Source organism: Paenibacillus bovis (assembly GCF_001421015.2).
Lineage (GTDB): Bacteria > Bacillota > Bacilli > Paenibacillales > Paenibacillaceae > Saccharibacillus > Saccharibacillus bovis.
Genome location: NZ_CP013023.1, coordinates 1,779,039 through 1,802,907, shown reverse-complemented (window position 1 = coordinate 1,802,907; position 23,869 = coordinate 1,779,039). Strand labels below are relative to the sequence as shown.

Below are 23,869 nucleotides of genomic sequence, written 5' to 3'. Positions count from 1 at the left end.
ATTACTCTGATATAATGTTTCACTGGCTGATATTTTTCGTTATTGAAGGCAGAGGTGAATACATGACAAGAGAACGGATCGATGAGTGGGCACTACTGCGGGGATTATGCTTTCTTGCGGTAGTTATGCAGCACTGCATTGGAGAATATATTTATCGGAGTGATATTGTTCCGGCGGATTCGATTATGCTGGGAATGGTCTATCATTTTACCCGGTTCGGTACGCTAACCTTTGTTTTTCTGGCTGGAGCGATTTTGTTTTACCAGTATGGCGATGGACGCTCATATCGCTCGGCATTAGTACGTCGTATTGGTGATATTTATGTTCCATTTGTATTATGGACACTTATTTACTGGATCGTTGTCCAACTGGCGGATCACCATTCGCTTCTCGGGCCGGGTACCTGGCAAAGTATACTGACCCAGTTATTTGCGCCAACCAATGGTTATCATCTGTGGTTTGTAATTATGATCTTCCAGTTCTATCTGCTATTCCCGCTTTTCCGTTGGTTGTTCCGACAATTCAGCAGTCGTTGTCTGGAAGGGCGGACAGAGAGCCGGCAGCAGCAGATTGTAATCGGCACGCTAATCGTGCTCGCTATCCTCTATGGCTGGCTGATGTGGCTGTGTTATTATGTACTGCCCGGCTGGAGCCTGCAGGGAATCTGGCAGGTTTTGCTGGAGCATCGAACCAGCGAATTCCCTTTTTATTTCTTTTATTTTATCCTGGGTGGTGTATGCGGTTCGGCGATTCAGCGCTGGCGCGACATGGTCATCCGGCTGCTGCCGTGGAGCACGCTCGTATTTCTGATTATGTATATCTGGTTGGGCTACGATCTGCTGCGACATTCGACCGAAGCAGTAAATCTTAATGTATCGACGTATCTGAAGCCGACTACCTTTGTAATCGTGATCTCGCATATGCTGCTGATTTATGGTCTGGCGCTGCTGCTCTCGCGGCAAAATCATGTGCTTGTGCGTTTTCTGAAATGGTGCGGACGTTACTCCTTTGGCGGGTATCTCTCGCATGCGCTGATTCTGGCAGGAGTCGCTTATATTACGCGGCCGCTGGTGCTGACGGGTATGCATCTGCCGTTTACCCTGTTAAGCTTTGCTATTGTCGCGCCGTCAGCGATCCTGCTAACCAGTCTGATCTCACGTCTGCCAGGTGGACACTGGCTAACCGGATCAGCAGGCAAAAAATCCCGCAAACGCAAATCAACGCCGGGAAGTACCGTTCTGCAGGATACACCTCTTCGTTAAAGAACGATTATACCGCTGAAGTAAAAAGATCTGATTTGTCTAATTATAGTATGCCAAAAAAACCGCTCGCTCCTGTGCTGCAGGAACGGGCGGTTTTTAATTGATTGTATTTTTGGCAGGCTTCTGAAATAAAACAGAGTCTGTCACTCTAACATAGATGGCTGCTGCGAAATTCCAACCATCCAGCTTTGCAATCGGGTACGGGCGATAACGCTTCTATAGCGGCAAACGAACAGAGAATTCGGTCCAGTGTTCGTCGCTTTCTACCAGAATAATACCACGGTGCTTTTTGAGAATCTTCGTTACAATCGCAAGACCCAGTCCCGAATTTTTGCGATTCAGCGGCTTGGTGCTGAATCCGGCTTCGAAAATCTGCTGCTTGAGCTTCTCGGGAATCGGGTTGCCATTGTTACCAACCGTAAACGTCAGCTGTTCGCCGCGGATCTGGCCGGTCACCCGGACAATTTTCTCCGGATTCTCTGTCTCCATCACTGCATCGAACGCATTATCGATCAGATTACTAACAATTTTGACCAGCTCGGTCGATTTTACCGTACCGAACTGAACCGATTTGAGATTGGCAATTTCGTATTCGAATTTGATTTTGCGGTCATACGCCTGCGTTGTTTTGGCCTGGATCAGCGCCGACATCGCTGGCAGATTAATATTGATAATCTGGTTCATCGCAATCGATTCCCCTACCAGCTCGGCAGTATATTCCGACAGATCATCATACTTTTTCATTTTGACGAGCAGCTGAATCGTATTGACATGATTGTTAAAATCATGGCGCTGCTCCTTGATCGAGTTGAACAAGGCATCGATATTTTCCAGATACACATTCTGTACGCTCTGGGCTACCGCTTCAGTACGGCGATTCCACAGAGCAATCATGCCGAGAACCAGACCGATAATAACCAGCGAGCAGGCAAAAATAGTCAATGTCAGACGAACCAGCTGATCATTTAGCGTCTGCTGGACACCCGTCAGATCGGATACAATCAGAATCACTGCCGGATAGTTCAGCTGAACCGGGATAAAGGTTTTGAGCACCGGTACTTCCTTGTATTCCTCGGTCAACGAGATCATGCGGCCTGTTCGGGTAGCCTGCCGAATATTATCACGGTCGGTATCGCTTTTGTAGGAATAATCATTGTTCAGTGTCTGGTTCTCATCGTACCAGATAACCCCGCGTGAATTGTACTGATTGGCCTGATCCAGAAAAATAGGTGGATTAAAAATAGATATTCCGCGCGTCTGGCGATTCGTCTCCCCATTCAGGATCTCGCGGATGACCGCTTCTACTCCTGTATCTTCCCGATACGCGCGCACCGCTTCATCGTTCGTATATACACCAATAATGTAATCGGTGGTTCCATCATAATAGAATCCCCACTTCTCACTGCCAGGTGTATTGATATCATCCGTGCCGATCATCGGTGCTCCCCAGAAATGAGGCAGTGCCTGACCTACGTTTACATCGGGCCGTTGTCCGCGCAGCAGCTGCCGAATCGCCTTGAGCCATTCGGGACGCCATGCTTCGTGGCCGGATAGCTCTGCCGGATCGGAAGACTTGACCGGTACGATATTGTCCCTGTCTGCCTTGATCAACGTGATATGATCCACGCCTACGCGCGTCTTCATATCGGACAATTGTTCATTTGTAATCTCGCTAAGGTTGGGACCCAGCGACGATTTGACCGCCTGTGCAGCCATTCTCAGATTTTCTCCGGTCAGATTCTCTACAAAAGTCTCACCACTTTGAGACAACTTGATCGAGGAACGGACCTGATCTGCAATAACGCGCATATTCTGTTCCTGAACAGAAATAAGGGCCCGGCGTGTGGATACGTAATAGGTTGTATTTACGATGATCAGCACGATAGCCATGACAGCCAGTATATATACAGTTACCGGGAACGGTTTGGGCAACAGGCTCTTGCGTTGTTTCATATTAGCAGATTTACCCCCATCTATATCAGCGCTTTTACAAAGAATAAGCCGTAGTCGTTACCTCGTTTTTTCGTGCTATTTAATCTGTAAGCCGAATTGGCCTTAGCAATAATACATCTTCTGGCTTCACTTGTCATCTATTCATTGTTGCTGCATTTAATTTATCGACAAAGTTCGATTGTATTCTCTGTATCATACCATGAACTTCATAGTTCCACACCGCATTTCCGCAAAAAAAGACGTAATAAATCTATAAACAATACTATTAATTTTTGGAAAAGTTACCTAATATTTATTGTACTAAAGCTGGTTCAATAAATCCAATCATAAAAAGACCCTGATGCTGCCTCGCGGCGGTCAGGGTCTATAGTAGATTTCAAATTCGAACAGGCGATATGGCTCTGCAATAAAGCTCTATTAATGAGGCTCTATCCAGTAGAACTACAATTGAGAATTTGCGCCCAGCAGTTCATGGCAAGCTGCATAGAACTATACCGCTCTATACCTCTATTCTATTCTGCGTTCGGCACGCCACTCCATATACTGGTTCTCCAGCATCTCGCGTTCGCGCTGTTCACGGGCATCACGCTGCGGTAGCCAGGGTACGGTATCCTCGTCTTCATAGATGGTCCATAGATCGGTGAACAGATGATCTTGCAGACTCACACGCTGACCGGACAGACGTCCTTCGGCCCAGAGCAGACCATCCGTGGTCCGGATTACCGTGCGACTGCCATCCATCGTGCGGGCTTTTTGGCCAAGACGGATCGCGGACAGCATCTGTCCAAGCGTATACCAGTTCATCTTCTCACTCCACTCTGTAGTAATCGCGGATCGGGAAACAGACAGACTTTGCTGACTGGCGCTCAGCGTTCGATCAGTTTGAAATCATCATAGTGGAAGCCCGGAGCTACCACACAGGATACGAATACCGGCTCATCGCCCAGTGGACGTGCCATTTGCCATACGCCGGCCGGGATCAGTACCTGCGGTAGCTGGCCTGCTTCCAAATCGAGACCAAGGATAAATTTCTCGCCTTCTTCGGGATGCTCGCCGCTGCCGCCGAGTGTCAGTTCCAGCGGGCTGCCAGAATGGATCAGCCATAGCTCATCTGAATGAACCACATGCCAATCGGAGATTTCATCGGCATGCAGCAGGAAGTAAATCGATGTCGCCGAGAAGCGCGGACCGGAATACTGTTCAGGCAAAATAGATTGTGGAATCTCAAAAGAAGCTTTCCACATTTCCTTGTACCAGCCGCCTTCTTCATGCGGCTTCAGTCCAAGTGCAGCTACGATCGGAGATACGGGTAATTGGGTAGTCATGGTCAAATACCTGCTTTCTGTAATAGTGGATAAACACACAGGATAGGCACCGCTTTTGGAATGCCTAGAGCGATTTGGCAATCTGGATATCCGGTACAGTCGACAGCTGTACATTACCGGCGACAGCACGCGAGATCATGCAGGATTGCTCGGCTTTGTGAGCCAGCATCAATGCTTTTTCCTGCTGTCGTTCACTGGCATCTGCAGCCAGTATAATCTGTGGACGGTGAATAATCTCCTTGTACGTGAAAATATTATTCGTTACATCGACATGACCTTCGGAACGCATCGTCAGACGATCTACAGCAATATCCGAGCGTTCCAGCATAGCTGCCAGTGTAATGATATAACAGGTCGCTGCTGCGCCGAGCAGCATCTCGTCCGGATTAGTGCCTGTACCAGGACCGCCCATCGGCTGCGGAATCGAGATAACCGTATTCAGATTACCGGTAGAAATAGTGCCTTCGCTGTTGCGTCCGCCTTTCCAATCGGCATCCAGTATAAATTCATGGATCATGATGATCTTCATCTCCTCGTGATGTTGTCCATACGTCTCATATGCCTGATCACCCGGCCAGCAGGTCCAATCAGTGCTTCTGCCAGTGTACCATATTTTATTGTATTTTGACCCTGTATCGGCTCACTCTGGCAACAGGGATACAATGATCAGAATCTATCAAAAAAACACTGCGCTACAGAATCATCTGTATAGCGGCAGTGTTTTTGGGGAATACATCAAAAGTCCTTTCTGTAAAAGCGACGGATTCCCCATAGCAGAAGAATGGCCGTATAGATTATCGCATATACAATAAAGGAAGCCGAAGGAATCTGTCCCAATCCAAATCCGGCGGTCATAGAACCGCTCATATCCAGCATACCGGCCAGATTCTGCAGGCCGAGCAGCATAGCCAGCATCTTGCGCTGAATCGCATCGACCGGCATAATCAGCGAGATCAGACCGGTAATATTATACAATGTCTTCAGCACCAGCGGGTCCATCTGCATGGTGGAGGTGACTTTCTCTACCATACCGCCCAGCCAGCCTGCTCCATACAACATGGTCATAAATACCCCGTTGCCGATCGCCGAGAAGCTGGTCGAACCGAGCAAACTGAGCGTGACGAGTACAGGCACGGTTAGTGCAAATAGCAGATAGGACTGTATATGTAAGCCTATGTTTTTGGGTACACTGGCATGAATATCGGCGATAACGATAATAGACATATACAGGATCAAGGCATATAGAATACCAAACAGCGTATAACCCAGCCATCTGCCCAGATACCATTTCCAGCGCGGAACCGGACGGGTCAGCATGGACTGCATAATTCCGGTCTCCGCTTCGCCGGAGATAGAAGAAAACGAACTAAAAATCACCAGAAAAGCCAGAATAAAACTACCAAAGAAAAATCCAAGCGTCAGTAGTGCAGCGCCATGGGCAAACTGTTCTACCAGCTGGGCCGAAGGCGAGAGATTGCTTACTTCCGAAGCTCCGATGGTTCGTGCAATAAACCAGAATACAATCAAAAACAAAACGGTCATCAGTACCGTCATCAGCAGCACTTTTTTGCGCAGCAATTCTTTCCAGGTCATTCCGATTACGGCTGTCATTCCTGTTCCCCCCTGTGACTGAGCCCCGATACAGCCTCCATAAACCATTCTTCCAGTCGTTCCCGGACAGGCTCTACCTGATAAAGAGTCATCCCCTGATTGACGATAAGTGTATTGATAAATCCTACCTGCTCTTCATTATCGATCACGGCGCCCAACCAGACAGTATCCTGGAGGGAATCTGAAGCAGTGACTGCTCCTGTACCAGGATGACCGGACTGCAGAATCTGCAGCGGAATACCACTCGTCTCTGTCAGCCAGGGCAGAATATCCGGCGTGAATCCGCCGACTTTGAAGTGCCAGCGGGTCTGTGCATACAGTACTTCATGCACCTGTCCGTGCCGTAAAATAACACCGTTATTGAGCAAGGCAATTCGGTCGCAGATCGTCTCGACTTCTTCCAGCAGATGAGAATTCAAGAAAATCGTTTTGCCTTCTTGCTTGAGCTCTTGCAGCAGACGACGCACATCCATCCGGCCTACCGGATCGAGTGCCGAAGAAGGTTCATCCAGAAACAGTATCGGTGGATCATTCACCAGCGCACAGGCGAGGCCCAGACGCTGCTGCATTCCTTTGGAATAATGCTTGACCCTGTCTTTGCCGCGATTTCCCAATCCTACCCGATCCAGCAGCATCGGAATACGTGCGTCCGCTTCCTGCTTGCTCATGCCGCACAGCCGCCCATGAAGCTGAATAACTTCCTGGCCAGTCAGCCATTCCTGATAACGATACAATTCGGGCAGATAGCCAATATGCCGCCTTGCTGCCAGCGAGCCTACAGGGTCACCGAACAATCGGGCTTCACCATCTGTCGGATGGATCAGTCCAACCAGCATTTTGACAAGGGTGCTTTTGCCGGCACCATTGGGGCCGAGGAAGCCAAAGGCTTCCCCTTCTCCAACAGTAATCGTTACATTCCGGCATCCCTTGCCATTGCTGTATTCCTTGGTTAGATTTTGAATATCGATTGCTGTAACTGTCATAGCTTTATCAGCTCTTCCGCTTTCTTGATCAGCGCTTCACGGCTATAGAATATATCTCCATCCAGCATGTACAATTGATTATCCTTGATCCAATAAGCAGTGTAAATCGTATACTTTGTAACATTATCTCCGTCTTGATCCTCATAGTTTTGGGTCCCGATAATAACAGGTATACCATCAAGCGTAACTTTTTCGGTGCGAGCATTGGAGATCACCGGCAGAGGCAGTTCGCCTTTCAGTACTTTTTCCTTTTGCAGCATGGTTTTCACACTTTCCGGCAGGAAAGGCAGATTCATAATTGCATTGAATGCTTCTTCCGTATTGATTGACGGATCAAATTCTACACTTGGCAGAGCCATCTGAGTCAGCAAGCCGGTGCGCTCATCAGTAGATGAATCATCGGGTGATAATGGATAAGTGATACTTTCCGGTATTTTGATGCTAATCGGTTTCTGGTTCATCGATTCAGGAAGAAGTGTATCTCCGCCCAGTTGCTGGATCGCTTTATTCACTTCATCAATATTCATACGTACGGTACTGGTCCGGGAAGGGTGAACACCCACTCTAAGATCTTTTTCCGTTATCATTTTGCTAAGGTCGGTATAACCCAGCATCTCCGCTGCTTTCTTCGGATAGTACAATCCTTCCACCTTGCCGGTAGTATCGGTAAACGTTCCAAAACGATTCATATTTTCATCGGTCATACCGCTTTCCTTGTAACGATCGAACATTTGGTCCAAATCGTTGTCGTTTACAGTGGTAATTTCCTGCATACGGAACTGACCAAGCAATGCGGCTAATGCATTATTGCCAAATGGTGTGGTAATGACTACACCGGCGACGACACAGGCAGCGATACCTGTCACCCATCTGCGGCGAACCGGATTCATTTTGTTACGGCGTGCAGCAGGCTTGGCATTATGAAGTTCCTGACGCTCAGGTTCCTGTTGATCATTTGGTTTTATTGGATTCATGATTGTATTCATTCCTCTCGGATTGGATAGATTTGCAGATGCCTGATCAGGCTCTGATTTGAATGAAGCAGCAGACCACTTTTCCCAATTAGGATGTGGGGTTTCTTTTTTTAGAAGAGCCTGCATATTCTGCCATGCCTGATCTGTAGCATGCCGTTCGGCATCCTGATCATGCTCTTCTGCTGTATGGGTTGCCTGTAGGTGTTCCCGTTGATCGGGATGATCCAGCGGATGTCTTGTCACGTGTAACGTCCTCCTTTGACTTCAAGCTGTTGATTCTTACGCCTTGTATGCTGCAAGGTGTTTGCTCACCTGTTTACCTTTGCGGTTATTCAGGTGGATTTCAGCATCTTTTTTCTTAATTTATTCGTGGCCCGGTGCAGCAGGGTGCCTACCAGCGGTGGCCTCAGCTGAAGCTGCTCGGCAATCTCGGCATAACTGTATCCCGAATACCTCATCAGCAACGCCTGCCGATCGCGAGGTGGCAGCTGATCGAGCAGCAGATGTACTTCATCCTGCTCCAGCTGCTGAATCATGATCTCCTCTCCTGTCGGGGGAGAATGACCTTCCAGATCATAATATTGTTCCTGCTTGTCTTGCAGCCGGCGCTCACGCGCTTTTTTGTCCATATAGTCATAGGCGATTCGTGTCAGTACACGATGCAGCCAGGCACCGATGGCCTCCGGATTGTCGGGAGGATTACGATATAAACGGAGGAACACCTCCTGTGCCAAATCGTCTGCAATAGCCTGATCGCGCAATAGCGCAGTTAATTTTCGTTTGACGGTCGGGTAATGCTCATAAAATATCTGTTTGAACTGTTCCGGTTCCGGGGTGTCCATGTATTGCATGCTCCTTTCCGCTGCAGCTATAAGAAAGACGCGCGGGTTTGGATTTTTATATCACACTTGTTCAAAAAAATTATATTGGCCCCGCTCTTCTTCTGTTTATCATCCTGCATAACCAATCAAAAAACCAGTAGCAGCCATAGATTGCACCGGTAGGGAACGAGGTGATACTGATCCATTATTTTTATTAGTCACACAATAAATGGATAGCTATAATAGAGATAAAATCCTGGGGAGCGTGAAGATATGCACTGGCTGGAGGATTTCGATAGGCATATACATGCAGCATTTGAGGAAGCGGCTCAGCGTATCCGTCAATTTCCGGCTCCACTGAATCATGAGGGACTGAATTATCTAAACGGATTCGATATTCGGGTGAAAGATGGTATACATAACTATATTTGCTACCTGCTTCCCTTTTGGCTGGAGCGCATAAGCAGCCTTCATCTGGCGCCTGAACGGAAAGAACATCTGCAGCAGATTGCGCAAAGTATCGCTGCAGGCAATATTATGGGCATGCTGCATTACTTTATCCATGATGACCTGATGGATGCTTCCGCGACAGCCACCGAAGATAATGGAGCCGCGCTGATACAGAATCTGCGGCGTCTGCTCCCGCTCAGTGAGCTGCTGCATGCGGAGTACACCGGTATCCTTTCCCGTATCGCCGGACATCGACCGGAATACTGGCTGTATCGCCGCCAATATACTTACGACTGGGCACGCGCTGTCCAACATGAACAGCACCCCGGTCATTTTATGAATCATATTCCTCTTATCACCGGCAGAGCCAGTCCACTCCGGCTATCTGCTGTCGTTATGCTGCTGGAAGTCGGCCTTCCTGCGCTGCTACCCGGTATTTTGCAGCAGCTGGATCTGGCACTGCTTCTGCTGCAGATGAATGACGATGCGGCAGACTGGCCGGAAGATCTGCGGCTGCACAATTACAACTGCCTGCTGTCCCTGATTCATGAGGATGCCGCTCTCCGTACCGACCACCCACCCGAAGCTTTTTACATACTTGATGAACAGACGGTACGCCACTATATCTATGACCGCAATATTCTGCGCCATTATGCCAATCTCGCTCACGAGCAGTATGTTTCGCAGCTGGCTGTTCCGGCAGACAGTCTGGATCTGCTGCAATTTTGCGAGGAATTGGTACAGCAGCTTGATCAACTCGCGGCTGCGATCGAAGCAAGCCGCCATCTGCTGCTGGAGCAGGGAAGCCTTTTTTACTATGTTTATCCTCCCAAATTGTTATAGATTTTTGCAGTATGCCATGCTAGACTAATAGGAAAATATAACCATTTTGCGAAAGGATTGATGGTCATGTCCAGCCAAGCCCTTTTACACTCGCAGATCATTCAAAAAGCATGGGAAGATCCAAACTTTATGGAATTGCTCAAAAGTGATCCCAAAAAGGCATTGTACGATGTAATGGGAATTACGCTTCCGGAAAATGTACAGCTGAAGACGATTCAGGAAACTGCCGAGGAAATTTATCTGGTCATCCCGCCCAAGCCTTCCGAAATGGTTGCATCTGCCCGGATAAATGTCAAAGCTGCCTGGTAACTGGCTTGAACAGCGGTTTTATTGACGATCCCAATAGAAATATCAAAAAAAGCGCAATCCTTTGTAAAGCAGGATTGCGCTTTTTTTATATGCTACTGCGTCTTTTCTCCCTTGTCGGCGGTAGACAGTTTGATTATTCTATTAATAAAGCGCTTACATTGATATGATGTTGGATCATCTGTCGTATTTGCCTGATGAAAAGGAGGCCTCTGATGAATACCGAATTCATGCTTGAACATGATATTGATCTCAGCTTCCCTGTCCATTCCAGTCTGCATCCACACAAATGGACCCTGCTGTATGCAGCTGCGAATAGTGGAACCCTGGACGGTCCAACAGCCCAGATCTACCTGCTTCCTCCCGGCAAAATCGCATTATATTTACATCTGCTTCCGCTGACAGAGGTTTGTTGTCAATTCACTGCTCATTCCCAGTGGACTCTGCTGCTGCACAAGCTGCAGACCGGACTGCCGGATCGGCCGCTATGGCTGGAAGACCAATCATTGTGCCAGCAGATTGCGTATGTTCTGGAGCGGATGCAGGAATATGGCGTCCAGTCGCATAATACGTATTACCGCAAACTTTCTTATCATTTGCTAAGTGAACTGCTGCTGCTGCTCGCTGCTGGCGCACGCCCGGGAGCTTATCCTGTCGATCCGCGCATCGACGAAGTACTTCAATACCTGTATATCCACTATACAAGCGATATCCGTATTGAACATCTGGCCCAGCATGTCTGCCTCTCCCCGTCGCATTTGTCCCATTTGTACAAGGAACAGACCGGCGAGACGATTATGGATACGGTACTTCGGCTAAGACTGGAGCAGGCCAAACATCTGCTTTGTTTTACGACCCGTTATATCGGCGAGATTGCTTACGAAGTAGGCTTTAATTCACAGACTTATTTCACCTGCAAATTCACCCGCCATTTTGGCATCAGCCCTTCCCTTTATCGCAGCAGCTTTTACGAAAAACAATCCTGTCAGTCTTCCTGAAGCAGGGACGATTGAATCGGTAAGCAGTAAAGCAATCACTATTTCCAGACACTTTTCAGCTCATACACATCCATTGAGATCAGCTTGACCTGGCCGCCATTTACATAAAAAGACATACCCCGACTTTCCTGATCCGGGAAAATCACACTCGAGAATACACGCTGGCCGCCATTCGCGAATATCTCCACCGTAGACTCATCCACCAGAATACGCAGTTGGATACGCCGGTTCTCCGGCTGTAAGTCGGCCGTCTGCCGGGTACTGAATCGGTCGGAGAAGTCTGTTATCCCTGAAGAAGTACGATCCATATACAATTGTCCGGTATCCACCTGATAGCCTGTCTCTGTAAACTGTCTGCCCTGTTTACCTGTGCGCAGCCGGAAGCCAAAATCTGCTGCGGTCTGCTGTACAGGCAGCTTCAGCTCGGCTTCAATCTCATAGCTGCCGGCTGACAGATCTGCCAGTATATTGGTGGAATAAGCATCTATTGTCGCAGTACGGATACTGCGCAGCGGTGTGCGAAGGGTGTCCAGTTCCCGTAGGGGTGCCTGCACGAGACGTACGCCTGATGTTGTAGAAATCAGCGAGAGTTCTCTTGGTGTACTCAGTATCCCTTTCCAATCTGCCGTTGGAAGATCGAATGCATAATCCCAGTTGGTCATCCAGGCCATTGCAATCCGCCGATCAGGCAGTCCGGCAAAGGTCATAGAAGCATAAAATTCTTTGCCCCAGTCGGTTTTGAGTACCTGTCCCGGCAGATTATCGTTAATAAAACGACCCTCGTCGCTCAGCTGTCCGATAAAATATTCGGCATCCGAGCCATTGGTATTCGGATGAGCGCCGGTGCTAATCATTAGCACCCATTTACTTTGACCAGTCCCTTGTACCGGCAGCTGGAACAGATCAGGACATTCCCATACCCCGCCGCGAATATAATCGCCATAGCCAAAATTATCAGTGAGCGTCCAATCCAGCAGATTGGTCGAAGTGAACAGACGTACATGATCGCCTCCGGACACGACTATCACCCAGCGATTCCGCTCTTCATCCCGAACGATCTTGGGATCACGGAAATCCCAGCTGCCTGGATCATCAGCAGTCTGTCCGGGGTTCTGGATCACAATCGAATGTTCCTTGGGATAATGCCATGTTCGGCCGCGATCCATACTATAGGCGATTCCGATTTTCTGATTGCCATTGGGACGGTCAGGCGTATAGGAAGTATAATAGGCAATCAATCCTCCCTGCTCCGGCGCCTGGTCAAACAGGCCGGATACATTGTGATCATCAGCAATAGCCGATCCTGACCAGATATGACCCTGCTCGTTCCATTCCAGCGCAAAGGGAAGGTTTTTCCAGTGCAGCAGATCTTCGCTAACTGCATGTGCCCAGCGTCCGCCATCTTGATGGAACAGATGATACTCGCCTTTGTAATAAATCATTCCGTTCGGATCGCTCGCCCAGCCACGCAGCGCAGAATAGTGATACGCCGGACGATGCTTTTCCCCATAAAATTCACTGGCCGCCATCATATACGTATCCTGAAAAGAAGCCGCGCCCCGCAAGACAACCAGTCCTGAAGCAGTTCCCGGACGGGCAATACCGCCAGTATCTATTGCCGGATCTGCGTAACCATCCAGAAACAGGCGGACTCTGTCCTTCTCCAGATAAATCTCCAGGCGATGCCTTGTACCTTTTTCGCTGTAATAATCCTGTGTAGAAGTCGCGATAACCGTACCATCGGTCTGCTGTAATCTGACCTTGACCCGTTGATCCTGTCGTATCAAAAGAGCGATATATCCCTGCTGGCCATCGGCTGTACCATGGAAAAACAGGCCTGCCTGCATCTGAGCATCGATCGGCATCAGATCTGTCATGATCACAGCATCCCCGGTTTGGGCAGGGGCAGTGTACGTACGCATACCGGATGCGCCGCCGTCGGCAGTGCCCCGCATACCACGCTCGTCCAGCGCCCATACTGCTGTACCATAGGTGTGCTCGCCTGTCAGGTTATGATTCCATACAACCGGTGTATCATCTGCTGTATTCTTTTCACTGTCCTTGCCGGTTGATTGATTCATGTTGTCCTCCTGGGCTGCGGGTAATGTACGGACAGATGGCTGTGCTGCGGCTGCACTGCGAACGGGTATATATACATCCGCCAGCAGCAGCACCAATGTGGTAACTGCTAATTTTGACAATCTGGATGGCATCTTCAGTCCTCCTGATGAATGGATTAAGATACAGAACCGGATAAATCGTATAGCTCAATATGATACAGCCCGGCATCTTCCTGCGCAGCCGTCAGCATCACACGGTTGGCACCCGGCTCCGGGAAAATAAGATCTGTCATCACAGTACGTCCCTGATCCGCAAATACCTCTACCGAGGCAGTATCTACCAGAATACGCAGCTCCCGCTCCCCCTGAATCGTCTGCAGCAAGGCAGTATGACGATTGGCAAAATCCTTATGAAAAGCACTTTGCCCCGATTGGGTACGATCAATATACAGCTGCGCAGAGTCCGCATCCACACCGATACGCGTACACCCTGCTGCTCCGGCACGTACCTGGATTTCAAATGAGACTTCTTTGCCTGTCCGGATAATCCATTCATAGCTTTCTAGCTGAAGTTGTTGTATAGCCTGCCGTACCTGATCCAGCGGCGCATGGTCCAGTCTGAGTACAGGCTGGCGTATCGATGCCAGTTCATGGACCGGACGTTGCAGCAACTGTACTCCGGTAGGCGTCATTTCCAGCATCAATTCACGAACGATGGTCATTGCCCCTCTCCAGCTGCCGGTAGGCGTCTGGTTGGCGTAGCGCCAGTTGCTCATCCAGCCGATATACAGCCGGCGTCCATCCTGCTGCGGAATATCCGACCAGCTTACGCCTGCATAATTATCACGCCCATGGTCCAGCCAGCGTATTTGCTGTGAGGCTTCATCCGGCAGGAATACCTCTCCATCAAAATGACCGGTAAAATACTGGGGACGCGATCCTTCGGCTCCCTGACCATTATCGCCGATACTGACAAGCATAACCCAGCGGCTGAGTTCCGGTGCACCTTCTATCGGGAGTTCGAACAGATCCGGGCATTCCCATACCCCGTCATGACAGCCTATTCCTTGTCCAAATACACTGCTTTCACTCCAGTTTTTCAGGTCGGGAGAATGATACAACGCAATACGTTGTCCGCAAGCGAGCACCATGATCCAGCGGCTGGATAATTCGTGCCAGAATACCTTGGGATCGCGAAAGTCGGGTCGATCCTCACATGTCAGCACCGGATTACCTGCATACTTGTGCCAGGTTCTGCCACGGTCATGGCTGTAGGCAAGACTCTGGCTCTGACGCACCGGACGATCGGGCTGTTCATCATGATGCGTGAAGATCGCAACGAGACCTGGCTTCTCCGGGAAAAATCCGGTCGTATTATGCCAGTCGACTACAGCGCTGCCCGAGAAAATCGTACCGTGTTCGTCTGGCTCCAGCGCGATCGGGAGTTCCTCCCAGTGAACAAGATCCCTTGTAATCGCGTGTCCCCAGTGCATCGGTCCCCAGGTATCGCCATGTGGATGATGCTGAAAAAACAAATGATATTCCCCGTCCAGATAAACCATGCCATTCGGATCGTTCATCCAGCAGCGGGACGGTGAGAAGTGATACGCTCCCCGGTAATCCGGTTTCAATTGAAGTGACATTGTATTAACCTCCTGTCGTGTGTTCGGCGATCTGCTGCTTGCTGCGGTCATAACCATCCTGCCTGATTTTCAGCCATTCCTGCAGACCGAGCCGGTCCAGCTCCTGTAGATAGGCAGCCCATTCCTGATCCGCCTGTCCATTCTGATACCATTCTGTGCGCTTGCGCAGCATATACGGGAACAGATCCGCTTCGATTGTCGACAGACGATCCAGTTCCTCGATACTGAAAAATACATTCGGATACGTATGCTCTGCCTTCATATGCGGTACCAGTACTTTTTTCATCAGATCCATCCGCCATTTGGCATCATCGGGCATCGTCGTATATTTGCCAAAATAATCGCTCAGAACAGCCAGCGGGCCGCCAATACTGGTTTTCTGGCGTACCTCTACCGGCGCCGATCCTTCCAGTGGCAGATGCTTCAGCATTTTTTTCGATTCATCGTATGTGAAAATATTCTGCTGGTTCGGGTCGCCGTAGGTTCCCCAGTTATTCTGCACCGACTGCAGTGGATCATACATCTGATCGACCCATTTGGCGGTCTGCTCCAGCTGCTGGTTGCTGCTCGTCACGACCATACTCCCCCGGAAAAAGCCCATCGCATTATTGCGGGTCACATTCACTTGTCCATCCGGGCCGGCCAGCGGCGGCATCAGATCATAGTCGTCGTTCATGCCGGTAATATTAGCTTTGTCCCAGGTAAAGTACAGTCCATAGCGCTGATCTTTGCCTTTGGCCAGATACGTATTCCAATCCTGCTGGAAAGATTCAATATCGATCAGTCCTTGGCTGTACAGATCATGCACATAGTTGACTGCTTCCCGGTAACCATCCTGATCGCCGGTAAACAGCACTTTGCCATCATCCGTCACCACCGTATGGTCAGGATTCTCCCCCAATCCAAAAGACGCAAACAAGAAAGTCAGATTCTCGCCACCAGGCTTGTCGATAAAGGACAGCGGAATCTCGTCGGCTTTGCCGTTGCCATTCGGGTCTTCGGTCTTGAAAGCGGTCAGTACCTGCTTCAGTTCATCGGTCGTCTTTGGCATGGACAGTCCGAGCTTTTTCAGCCATTTCACATTGATCCAAGGCATATCATCGACCGATTGAATACGTTCCTTGTCTGTACCCAGCTCTTCAATCCAGGGAAAAGAATAAATATGTCCATCCGGCGCAGTAATCATCGTGCGGTATTCCGGCCGCTCCTTAAGCACTTTTTTGAAATTGGGCATATGCTGGTCGATCAGGTCTTCCAGTGGTACAATCGCTCCGTCCTTGGCGAGCTTGAGCAAATCGTAATCACTGTATTCCGCTGCAAAAATCGCATCCGGCAGATCACCGCTGGCAATAGCAAGATTGCGCTTTTCTGCGAATACATCACTGGTATAGCTTTTCCATTCCACATGAACGCCGGTTTGCTTTTCCAGCCTTTGCAGCACCAGCTTGTCATTGGGATTGGCTGGAGCCAGCGGAGAACTGGATGTCATGATATGCAGAATCGGTTTGCCGTCTGCTGTTTTTTGCGGTTCATTGCCTCCGTCTCCACAGCCTGTGGCTGCCAGCAGGATAACTGACAGAGCAGATGCGACAGCCGCTTTGCGTACTTTGGAATTACCGTTTACTTTGCGCATGGTATTGCCTCCCGAATCATGTATTCCGGCCTGATGAGGTGAGCGAACGAGCTGACTTCTGCCGGGTTGGGGACTGCTATAATGAACCATCTGTTAGATAGCGAATCGCTGAACAGCAGCGTCAGCCTGCATTCATTTGAGTGAACCGACCATAACGCCTTTTTCAAAATATTTCTGGAAGAAAGGATACATTACGATCAGCGGCAGGCTGGAGATGACGATCGAAGAGTATTTGATCATCTCGGACAGCTTTTTCAGTTCGGCCATAGCCTGCTGGTCACCGATCATGCCTGGTGCCGCCTGATTCTGTATCAGAATAGAGCGCAGAACGAGCTGCAGCGGGAACAGATTGGGATCATCCAGATAGATCATTGCATCAAAATAAGAATTCCACTGCCCGACAAACGCGTATAGCGCGAGCACAAACATAATCGGTTTGGAGAGTGGAATCACGATACGTGTGAAGATGGTCCATTCCGAAGCGCCGTCCACATTGGCTGCTTCTTTAAGTTCTTTGGAAATGCCTTTGAAAAATGTACGTGCCAGAATAATGTTCCATACATTCACTGCTCCCGGAATAATGAGTGCCCATGGCGTATTCAGCAGATCCAGCTGACGAACCAACAGATAGGTTGGAATCAATCCACCACCAAAAAACAGCGTAATAATAAACAGGGTCATAAACCATTTGCGGCCGACAAGCGTATCTTCGGCCAGCGCATATCCGGCGCAAATGGAGATCAGCACTGTCACAACAGCAAATCCTGTCGCATACAGTATCGAATTGAAAAATCCGCGAATCATCGCTTCATTGCCCAGAATTTTACGATATCCTTCCAGACTCCAGTCGGCTGGTTGAAAAGAAAATCCACGATTCAGCAGCACGGTCGGGTCCATAAAGGAAGCTGCGATAATATAACCAAACGGAATCACAACGATCAGTACACCCAATCCGAGAAACAGCCCGTTCAGTACAAGCAGAAAACGATCAAACGGAGAATTTTTGACAATCATGGTTTTCAGTCCTTTCTGTAAGCCTGATGCGATCTAATACAATCCTTCATTATCATTGAGCTTCTTCACGATAAAATTCACACCAAGCAGCAGAATGACGTTGATCAGCGAGTTAAACAATCCAACCGCAGCGGAGTAGGCATAATCGCCTGACTGCAGACCAATCTTGTATACATAGGTAGCAATAATCTCGGAGGAAGGCAGATTCATCGAAGTCTGGAGCAAGTAAGCCTTTTCAAAACCGATCGACATAATGCCGCCTGCTGCCAGAATAAATACAATCGCCATAATCGGCTTGATCGTCGGCAAATCAATATGCCAGATTCGCCGCAGCAGACTTGCTCCATCCAGACTGGCTGCATTATGCAGCTCGGGGTCTACATTAGCGAGCGCCGCTACATAGATGATAGATGCCCAGCCTGCGGTCGCCCAGATATCGGACAGAATGTATACCCAGCGGAAATACTCGGGATCGGTCATGAACATCAGCGGCTGCCCACTGATCCAGCTGACGATCTGATTGATCGGCCCAGTTGGAGACAGGAAAATAAACAGCATCCCGGCAATAACGATGACCGATACAAAATTCGGCGCATACAGAAACAGCTGGATATTTTTCTTGATTCCTTTGCGGCGTACCTGATTGAGCATCAGCGCCAGCAGAATCGGAATCGGAAACCCGCATATCAGACCAAACGCACTTAATTTAAGCGTATTCATAAAAATCACTTCAAAATTGGGCGAAGTCAGAAATTTCTCAAAATGCTTGAATCCTACCCAGTCACTGTGCATAATCCCCCGGATCGGACTGAAATCCTTGAAGGCAATGACTGCCCCATACATCGGCACATACTTGAACAAAATTGTCAGAAGCAGCGCCGGAGCCAGCAGCAGGTACAAAAAACTATTTTTCCGGATATGCTCCCAGCGTGTTCTGCTGACCGACTGCTTGCCTGTATCCACAGAGTGTGCGCCCGATCGGCCGGGTTTTGCTGAACTTTCCATGATTGTCCCTCCATTTCACCATTCTATTGCCACTTGCTATTGCCATTTGCTTCTGTGATTCATAACCCCATACACCAAAAAGTAAGTGCTTACATTTTCATTTGTAAGTTTATTCCTTTACAATTTAAACGATGAATTGTTCATATGTCAATCTATTTTGTAAACTAAAAAGCTACATTTTTTTATGAATAAATTTTTATTTGCACAATCACAAAGTTACATTTGCACACAACAGATTGCTTTTACCTTTCATCTCCTTTATATTTTAGGTATATATGTGCAGTGGTATCCGACTTGCTGCACCTGTTCTGCTGATAGAGCAGCAAATTTGATAGTATAAAGGTGGATTTTATCCATGACCAAAGAAAAAGTGACGATTCAGCATATTGCCGATGCCCTGGGCATTTCGCGCAATACCGCTTCCAAAGCGCTGAACGGAAATGAAGGCATCCCGGATGAAACCCGCAGCAAAGTCATTCGCAAAGCCATTGAGCTGAAATACAAGCAGTTCGCCTATATGGAAAGTGATGGATTGATCCCCCGCAAAACCGGCAATATCGCCCTGCTCACCACCAATATGCCGGACAGCTCGCACTTTGGCTCGCCGGTCATCAGCGGACTGGAGAAGCGTATCAGTGCGGAGGGCTATAATCTGTCCATTCATATTGTCCGCGAAGATGAGCGGGATGCCTTGCGGCTGCCTAATAATTTCGATGTGTCGGCGGTGGACGGTATTGTATGTATCGAATTGTTTGACCGGGAATACAGCGAGCTGCTGACCGGCCTTCAGATCCCGGTTATCTTTGTCGACTGTGCTTTTGATATCGACTTTTCCAGTTTCCAGGCGGATATTCTGCTGATGGAAAATGAACACAGTGTTTACCAGCTGACCCGCAGCCTGCTAGGTAACGGGTATGATCGCATTGGCTTTGTCGGCGATTACCGGCACTGCAAAAGCTTTGGTGAACGCTGGATGGGCTATAATCGTGCGCTGCTGGAAGCAGGTGTACCTATGTCTTCTTCGTTCTCTATCCTCGATGAAGACCGTTTTTTCCTGTTTGAGACCGACTGGATGGAAGATCGCCTGAAGCAGCTGGATGAACTACCGGATGCTTTTGTATGCGCCAATGATTTTATCGCTATCCGCCTAATGAAAGCGCTCAAATCAAGCGGACTATCTATTCCGGATGATATTGGAGTGACCGGATTCGATAATGCTTCCGCATCTCGAATTGTGGAGCCCCATCTGACTACCGTGCATATTTATAGCAGCGAAATGGGTGTCAAAGCTGCCGAAATGCTGCTGTCCCGGATTCGCTATCCGGAGCAGCCTTATCAGGTCGTTCACGTACAGACGCGGCCCATGCTGCGTGAATCGGCGAACCATGCCACTGCGGCTTCCATGCTGCACGCATAATTTGAAGAGCTGTTCATCACAAAAATCCCTGAACATAACAGGCTAGTACAGCCTTGTTGTTCAGGGATTTTTGATAATGTATTGGATATCGATAGCAAGCAGAATGTCAGAAAGATTTATTTGGTACCTGCAGACTCCTGCTGCGCTTTATAGGCATCCAGCTGACGCTGCAGCTCTGCCATCACTTTGTCATAACCGGCTACTTTCAGCTTATCGCGGAAATCCTGCACAGCCTGCGCCGGATCGCCGGCTTTGCCATAAGTAATCGCTGGTCCCATTTCTGCAGTCACCTGTGAAATGGCAGTCAGTTCCGATTCGACAGCTGTTTTGTCAAATACGAATTGTCCATATGGATACGGCTTTTTGATTTTGTCGTATTCGCTGTACAGGGTATCGATTTTGTCCCAGGTGGTATCGCTTGGAATCTCGTGTTCATCCATTCGGCCTGCCCAGAAGTCGGAGTAGAACGCATCATTGGTCTCGTTATAATTGGCTGGCAGCACACGCTTGCCGTCCTTGATATCGTACTGTACGCCTTCCATTCCATAGTTGATCAGCTGGTAGATTTCTTTGTCATTGCGGATCAGGTCATAGGCCATCAGGGCACGTTCCGGATTTTTGCTATGGGCACCAATGGATACACCGCCATGGGTAATCGGCATTTCCAGCAGATTGCCGCTTTGACGGGAGAACGGGAACATTTGCAGTTCCGAACCCGGCTGTTTTTTATCCATTTGTACACGCAGACCGGAGAAGGTCTGTGTATGATGCTGATCCATACCGGTCTGACCCGCCTGCAGAGCGACACGGGTATCATTTTTGTTGTTCAGTACATCCTCACGCCAGTAGCCTTTGTCCGCCCACTCTTTCATCGTAGTGGCAAAATTCAGGAATGTATCTTCGAAGATCGGACTGACTACCGTATATCGGTCGTCATAGGATTTGGTATTGAACACCGGCAGATAACCTGTCGACATTGGCAGTTCCAGATATGGCGTATGCGACTGGACCCAGCCTCCAAAAGTGCTGGTACTGGACTGCGCATCCCATGGAATAACGCCAGGTTTGTTATCTTTGATCCACTGCAGATACTTGCCAATCGTATCCCAATCCTTGATCGGCTCGGTGATACCGGCCTGTTTCGCCCAGTCGCCACGATAGAAGAAGCCGTGGTTAATCCACTGGGTATAATCATTTTCGGGAATCAGCACGATTTTGCCGTTATATTTGCTTTGATTCCAATCTTCGGCAGGAATCGATTTCCAGGTGACCGGAGCGTACTTGGGCAGCAGATCATCCAGCGGCATAAAAGCGCCGCGCTGCGCATTGGACCAGGTATCCAGCCAGTCGGTACCGATCGTAATCAGATCAACCGGTTCACCGGAAGCGAGCAGCAGATTGTATTTGGTCTGCCAGTCGGCCCATTCTACCCATTTCCATTTTACTTCGGCATTGATCTTCTGCTTCATGATCGTATTGACTTTTTCCATCACTTTCTCAAACTGCCCATTCTTCGGTTTGTCGCCCAGCGCGACAAATGTGACAGTTACAAACTGCGATTTGTCGTCTCCAGCGCCGGATTTGCTGCCGCCGCAGGCAGCGAGTGACAGAACGATAACAGCCACCATCAGTGCCGAGATCAGCTTACGGAATTTCCACATACATTGGCCCCCTTTGGAATCATTGCTAGATAATATCCTACTGCCCCGATATCTACATTATTCGAACAGTCTCAGCCTTTGACCGCGCCGACTGTAATCCCTTTGATAAAATAGCGTTGAACGAACGGATAAAATAAAATCACCGGTCCGGTAGCGACGACTGCTGTTGCCATCTTCATCGTCTCCAGCGGTACATCGCTCATTGCCACATTGGAGGACGCTGCCGAATTGCGGATGAAGTCGGCGCTGGTGACCACATTGTAGAGGAACAGCTGCAGCGGACGATAATCCATATCCGGCGACAAAAACAGCATCGCATGATACCACTCGTTCCAGTAGCCGAGGGCGATAAACAGCCCGATCGTTGCCAGCGCCGGTGTGGACATGGGCAGAATCAGCCGCAGGAAAATAGTAAAGTCGCCGGCTCCGTCAATTTTGGCGGATTCGGTAATCGCATGCGGAATCGAGCGAACAAAGCTTTTCATCATAATAATCAGAAAAGGTGTGAGCAGCCCCGGCAGCAGTACCGCCAGATAATTATCCTTGAGCTCCAGGTACTGGGTGATCAGCAGATAGAACGGCACCAGTCCGCCGGAAAACAGAGTCGTAAAGTAAATAAAAAAGGAAATACGATTCCGGTAAGAGAAATCCGGACGCTGCAGTGCATATCCGGTCATCGCCACGATAAACAGGCCGACAATCGTACCGACAACGGTAATGCCCATTGTGACCAGATACGATCCGATAATCAGCTTGGGATTCTCGAATACGATCTGGTAGGCGAATGTACTGAATTCATGCGGCCAGATATTGAATCCATGCTGCTTGACCGCGCTCTCGCTCGTAAAAGACGTGCCCAGAATAAGCAGAAACGGCAGCAGACAGGAAATGGCAAACAGGCTGATAAAAATATATCCGGCCCAGCGTACAATAATTTCACTCTTATCCTGGCGAATACGTGCAGGCCGCGGAGGAGTACTGCCAATCAGATCCATTTTGCTGTTGATATCCATCGCTGTGCACCTCCTAGAATAATGAGTTTTCCGGGGAAACTTTTTTGACGATCCAGTTGGCAGTCAGTACGACGACAAAGCCGAATATGGACTGATACAGACTGACGGCGCTGCCCATCGAGAAGTTGAAATTGGTCATCAGCGAGCGGAATACATACGTCTCGATAATATCGGTGCTGGCGTACAATGCCGTGTTATTGGCACCTACCAAGTTGAAAAACAATCCAAAGTTGCCTTTGAGAATACCGCCGAGCGAGAACAGCAGCAGAATAATGAATGTCGGTTTGAGCCACGGAATCACGATATGGACAATACGCTGAAAAGCATTCGCTCCATCGATCTCTGCGGCTTCCACAATCTCTGTATCCAGTCCCATAATAGCGGCAAAGTAGATAATCGAACCGTAACCGGTCGTTTGCCAGAGATACGTAATAATAATGATAAACGGCCACAGGTGCGGCTCCGAGTAAGCTTTGACAGGGTCCATGCCGAGTGCGCCCAGTACGCCGTTCAGCAGACCATAGTCATAGCTGAGGATATTGTAGGCCAGCAGGCCAACCAGCACGGCAGAGATGAAATAAGGCAAAAACATCAGTGTCTGCGATACTTTTTTGAACCATTTTTTGCGGATTTCATTCAGCAGGATCGCAACTGTAATCTGCGCGATATTGCCAAGCAGGATAAAAGCCAGATTATAGGCAACCGTATTGAAAGTCAGCCTCCACAGATCACCGGTCATAATCAGGAATTTGAAGTTATCCCATCCGACAAAAGGACTGCCAAAAATGCCATCTGTATAATTGTATTTGACGAATGCCAGATACAGGCCGGGCATCGGTAAATAGGCAAATATACAGAAGAAAATAACAGCCGGACAGCACATCAGCAAGAGCACAC

21 protein-coding genes are annotated in these 23,869 nt (G+C 48.9%); 5 read left to right on the top strand and 16 right to left on the bottom strand.

The genetic code is table 11. The features are described 5' to 3' along the window. Positions 1–62: 62 nt before the first annotated feature. Positions 63–1,262, top strand: coding sequence for an acyltransferase (locus AR543_RS07675; RefSeq protein WP_064505562.1), 1,200 nt, complete (start codon positions 63–65; stop codon positions 1,260–1,262). 216 nt (positions 1,263–1,478) lie between these two features. Here the strand turns inward: AR543_RS07675 and AR543_RS07670 are convergent, their stop codons facing one another. The 8 genes from AR543_RS07670 to AR543_RS07635 form a co-directional block, all read right to left on the bottom strand. Then, on the bottom strand, positions 1,479–3,215 hold the full coding sequence (locus AR543_RS07670) for a sensor histidine kinase (RefSeq protein ID WP_060533246.1): 1,737 nt from the start codon (positions 3,213–3,215) through the stop codon (positions 1,479–1,481). A gap of 507 nt (positions 3,216–3,722) precedes the next feature. Then, positions 3,723–4,019: a hypothetical protein gene (locus AR543_RS07665; protein ID WP_060533244.1), complete on the bottom strand. Its 297-nt coding sequence runs from the start codon at positions 4,017–4,019 to the stop codon at positions 3,723–3,725. 62 nt (positions 4,020–4,081) lie between these two features. Beyond that, positions 4,082–4,540, bottom strand: coding sequence for a cupin domain-containing protein (locus tag AR543_RS07660; RefSeq protein ID WP_060533242.1), 459 nt, complete (start codon positions 4,538–4,540; stop codon positions 4,082–4,084). 64 nt (positions 4,541–4,604) lie between these two features. After that, positions 4,605–5,057: an OsmC family protein gene (locus AR543_RS07655; protein ID WP_060533240.1), complete on the bottom strand. Its 453-nt coding sequence runs from the start codon at positions 5,055–5,057 to the stop codon at positions 4,605–4,607. A 218-nt stretch (positions 5,058–5,275) separates the two neighbouring features. Beyond that, positions 5,276–6,151, bottom strand: coding sequence for an ABC transporter permease subunit (locus tag AR543_RS07650; RefSeq protein WP_060533238.1), 876 nt, complete (start codon positions 6,149–6,151; stop codon positions 5,276–5,278). Continuing rightward, entirely contained in the window at positions 6,148–7,134 is a 987-nt protein-coding gene (locus AR543_RS07645; protein WP_060533236.1) for an ABC transporter ATP-binding protein, read from the bottom strand. The genes AR543_RS07650 and AR543_RS07645 overlap by 4 nt, the downstream gene beginning before the upstream one ends. Beyond that, positions 7,131–8,351, bottom strand: a complete 1,221-nt coding sequence (locus AR543_RS07640; protein ID WP_060533234.1) for a hypothetical protein — start codon at positions 8,349–8,351, stop codon at positions 7,131–7,133. Before AR543_RS07640 ends, AR543_RS07645 begins: the two co-directional genes overlap by 4 nt. An 89-nt stretch (positions 8,352–8,440) precedes the next feature. Further along, positions 8,441–8,950 (bottom strand): sigma-70 family RNA polymerase sigma factor, encoded by a 510-nt coding sequence (locus tag AR543_RS07635; RefSeq protein WP_060533232.1) that lies wholly within the window; start codon positions 8,948–8,950, stop codon positions 8,441–8,443. Between the two features lie 252 nt (positions 8,951–9,202). Between AR543_RS07635 and AR543_RS07630 the strand changes: the two genes are divergently transcribed. The 3 genes from AR543_RS07630 to AR543_RS07620 all read left to right on the top strand — a co-directional run bounded on the left by AR543_RS07630 (position 9,203) and on the right by AR543_RS07620 (position 11,526). Next, positions 9,203–10,222, top strand: coding sequence for a hypothetical protein (locus AR543_RS07630; protein ID WP_060533230.1), 1,020 nt, complete (start codon positions 9,203–9,205; stop codon positions 10,220–10,222). Between the two features lie 66 nt (positions 10,223–10,288). Then, on the top strand, positions 10,289–10,531 hold the full coding sequence (locus tag AR543_RS07625) for an NHLP leader peptide family RiPP precursor (RefSeq protein ID WP_060533228.1): 243 nt from the start codon (positions 10,289–10,291) through the stop codon (positions 10,529–10,531). Between the two features lie 212 nt (positions 10,532–10,743). Further along, positions 10,744–11,526: a helix-turn-helix domain-containing protein gene (locus AR543_RS07620; RefSeq protein WP_060533226.1), complete on the top strand. Its 783-nt coding sequence runs from the start codon at positions 10,744–10,746 to the stop codon at positions 11,524–11,526. 38 nt (positions 11,527–11,564) lie between these two features. On the opposite strand, the gene AR543_RS07615 is transcribed toward AR543_RS07620, so the two are convergent. From AR543_RS07615 to AR543_RS07595, 5 genes are all read right to left on the bottom strand, one after another. Then, positions 11,565–13,739: a glycoside hydrolase family 32 protein gene (locus AR543_RS07615; protein ID WP_060533224.1), complete on the bottom strand. Its 2,175-nt coding sequence runs from the start codon at positions 13,737–13,739 to the stop codon at positions 11,565–11,567. 23 nt (positions 13,740–13,762) lie between these two features. Further along, a complete protein-coding gene (locus AR543_RS07610; RefSeq protein WP_060533223.1) occupies positions 13,763–15,229 on the bottom strand; it encodes a glycoside hydrolase family 32 protein in 1,467 nt (488 codons plus the stop codon). Positions 15,230–15,233: 4 nt separating this feature from the next. Next, the gene (locus AR543_RS07605; protein WP_060533222.1) at positions 15,234–16,862 is read right to left on the bottom strand and encodes an ABC transporter substrate-binding protein; all 1,629 of its coding nucleotides are present in this window, start codon (positions 16,860–16,862) and stop codon (positions 15,234–15,236) included. A gap of 132 nt (positions 16,863–16,994) precedes the next feature. Continuing rightward, positions 16,995–17,876, bottom strand: a complete 882-nt coding sequence (locus AR543_RS07600; RefSeq protein ID WP_060533221.1) for a carbohydrate ABC transporter permease — start codon at positions 17,874–17,876, stop codon at positions 16,995–16,997. Positions 17,877–17,909: 33 nt separating this feature from the next. Then, a complete protein-coding gene (locus tag AR543_RS07595; protein WP_082472156.1) occupies positions 17,910–18,881 on the bottom strand; it encodes an ABC transporter permease in 972 nt (323 codons plus the stop codon). Between the two features lie 355 nt (positions 18,882–19,236). Here AR543_RS07595 and AR543_RS07590 point away from each other — a divergent pair, with 355 nt between their 5' ends. Continuing rightward, complete coding sequence (locus tag AR543_RS07590; protein ID WP_060533220.1) at positions 19,237–20,298, top strand: LacI family DNA-binding transcriptional regulator; 1,062 nt, start codon at positions 19,237–19,239, stop codon at positions 20,296–20,298. Between the two features lie 116 nt (positions 20,299–20,414). On the opposite strand, the gene AR543_RS07585 is transcribed toward AR543_RS07590, so the two are convergent. The 3 genes from AR543_RS07585 to AR543_RS07575 form a co-directional block, all read right to left on the bottom strand. Beyond that, positions 20,415–21,959 carry an ABC transporter substrate-binding protein gene (locus AR543_RS07585; RefSeq protein ID WP_060533219.1) on the bottom strand — a complete coding sequence of 515 codons (1,545 nt, stop codon included), beginning with the start codon at positions 21,957–21,959 and terminating at the stop codon, positions 20,415–20,417. Positions 21,960–22,030: 71 nt separating this feature from the next. Further along, a complete protein-coding gene (locus tag AR543_RS07580; RefSeq protein ID WP_060533217.1) occupies positions 22,031–22,972 on the bottom strand; it encodes a carbohydrate ABC transporter permease in 942 nt (313 codons plus the stop codon). A gap of 13 nt (positions 22,973–22,985) precedes the next feature. Then, the gene (locus tag AR543_RS07575) at positions 22,986–23,855 is read right to left on the bottom strand and encodes an ABC transporter permease (RefSeq protein WP_169725607.1); all 870 of its coding nucleotides are present in this window, start codon (positions 23,853–23,855) and stop codon (positions 22,986–22,988) included. Positions 23,856–23,869 lie beyond the last annotated feature (14 nt).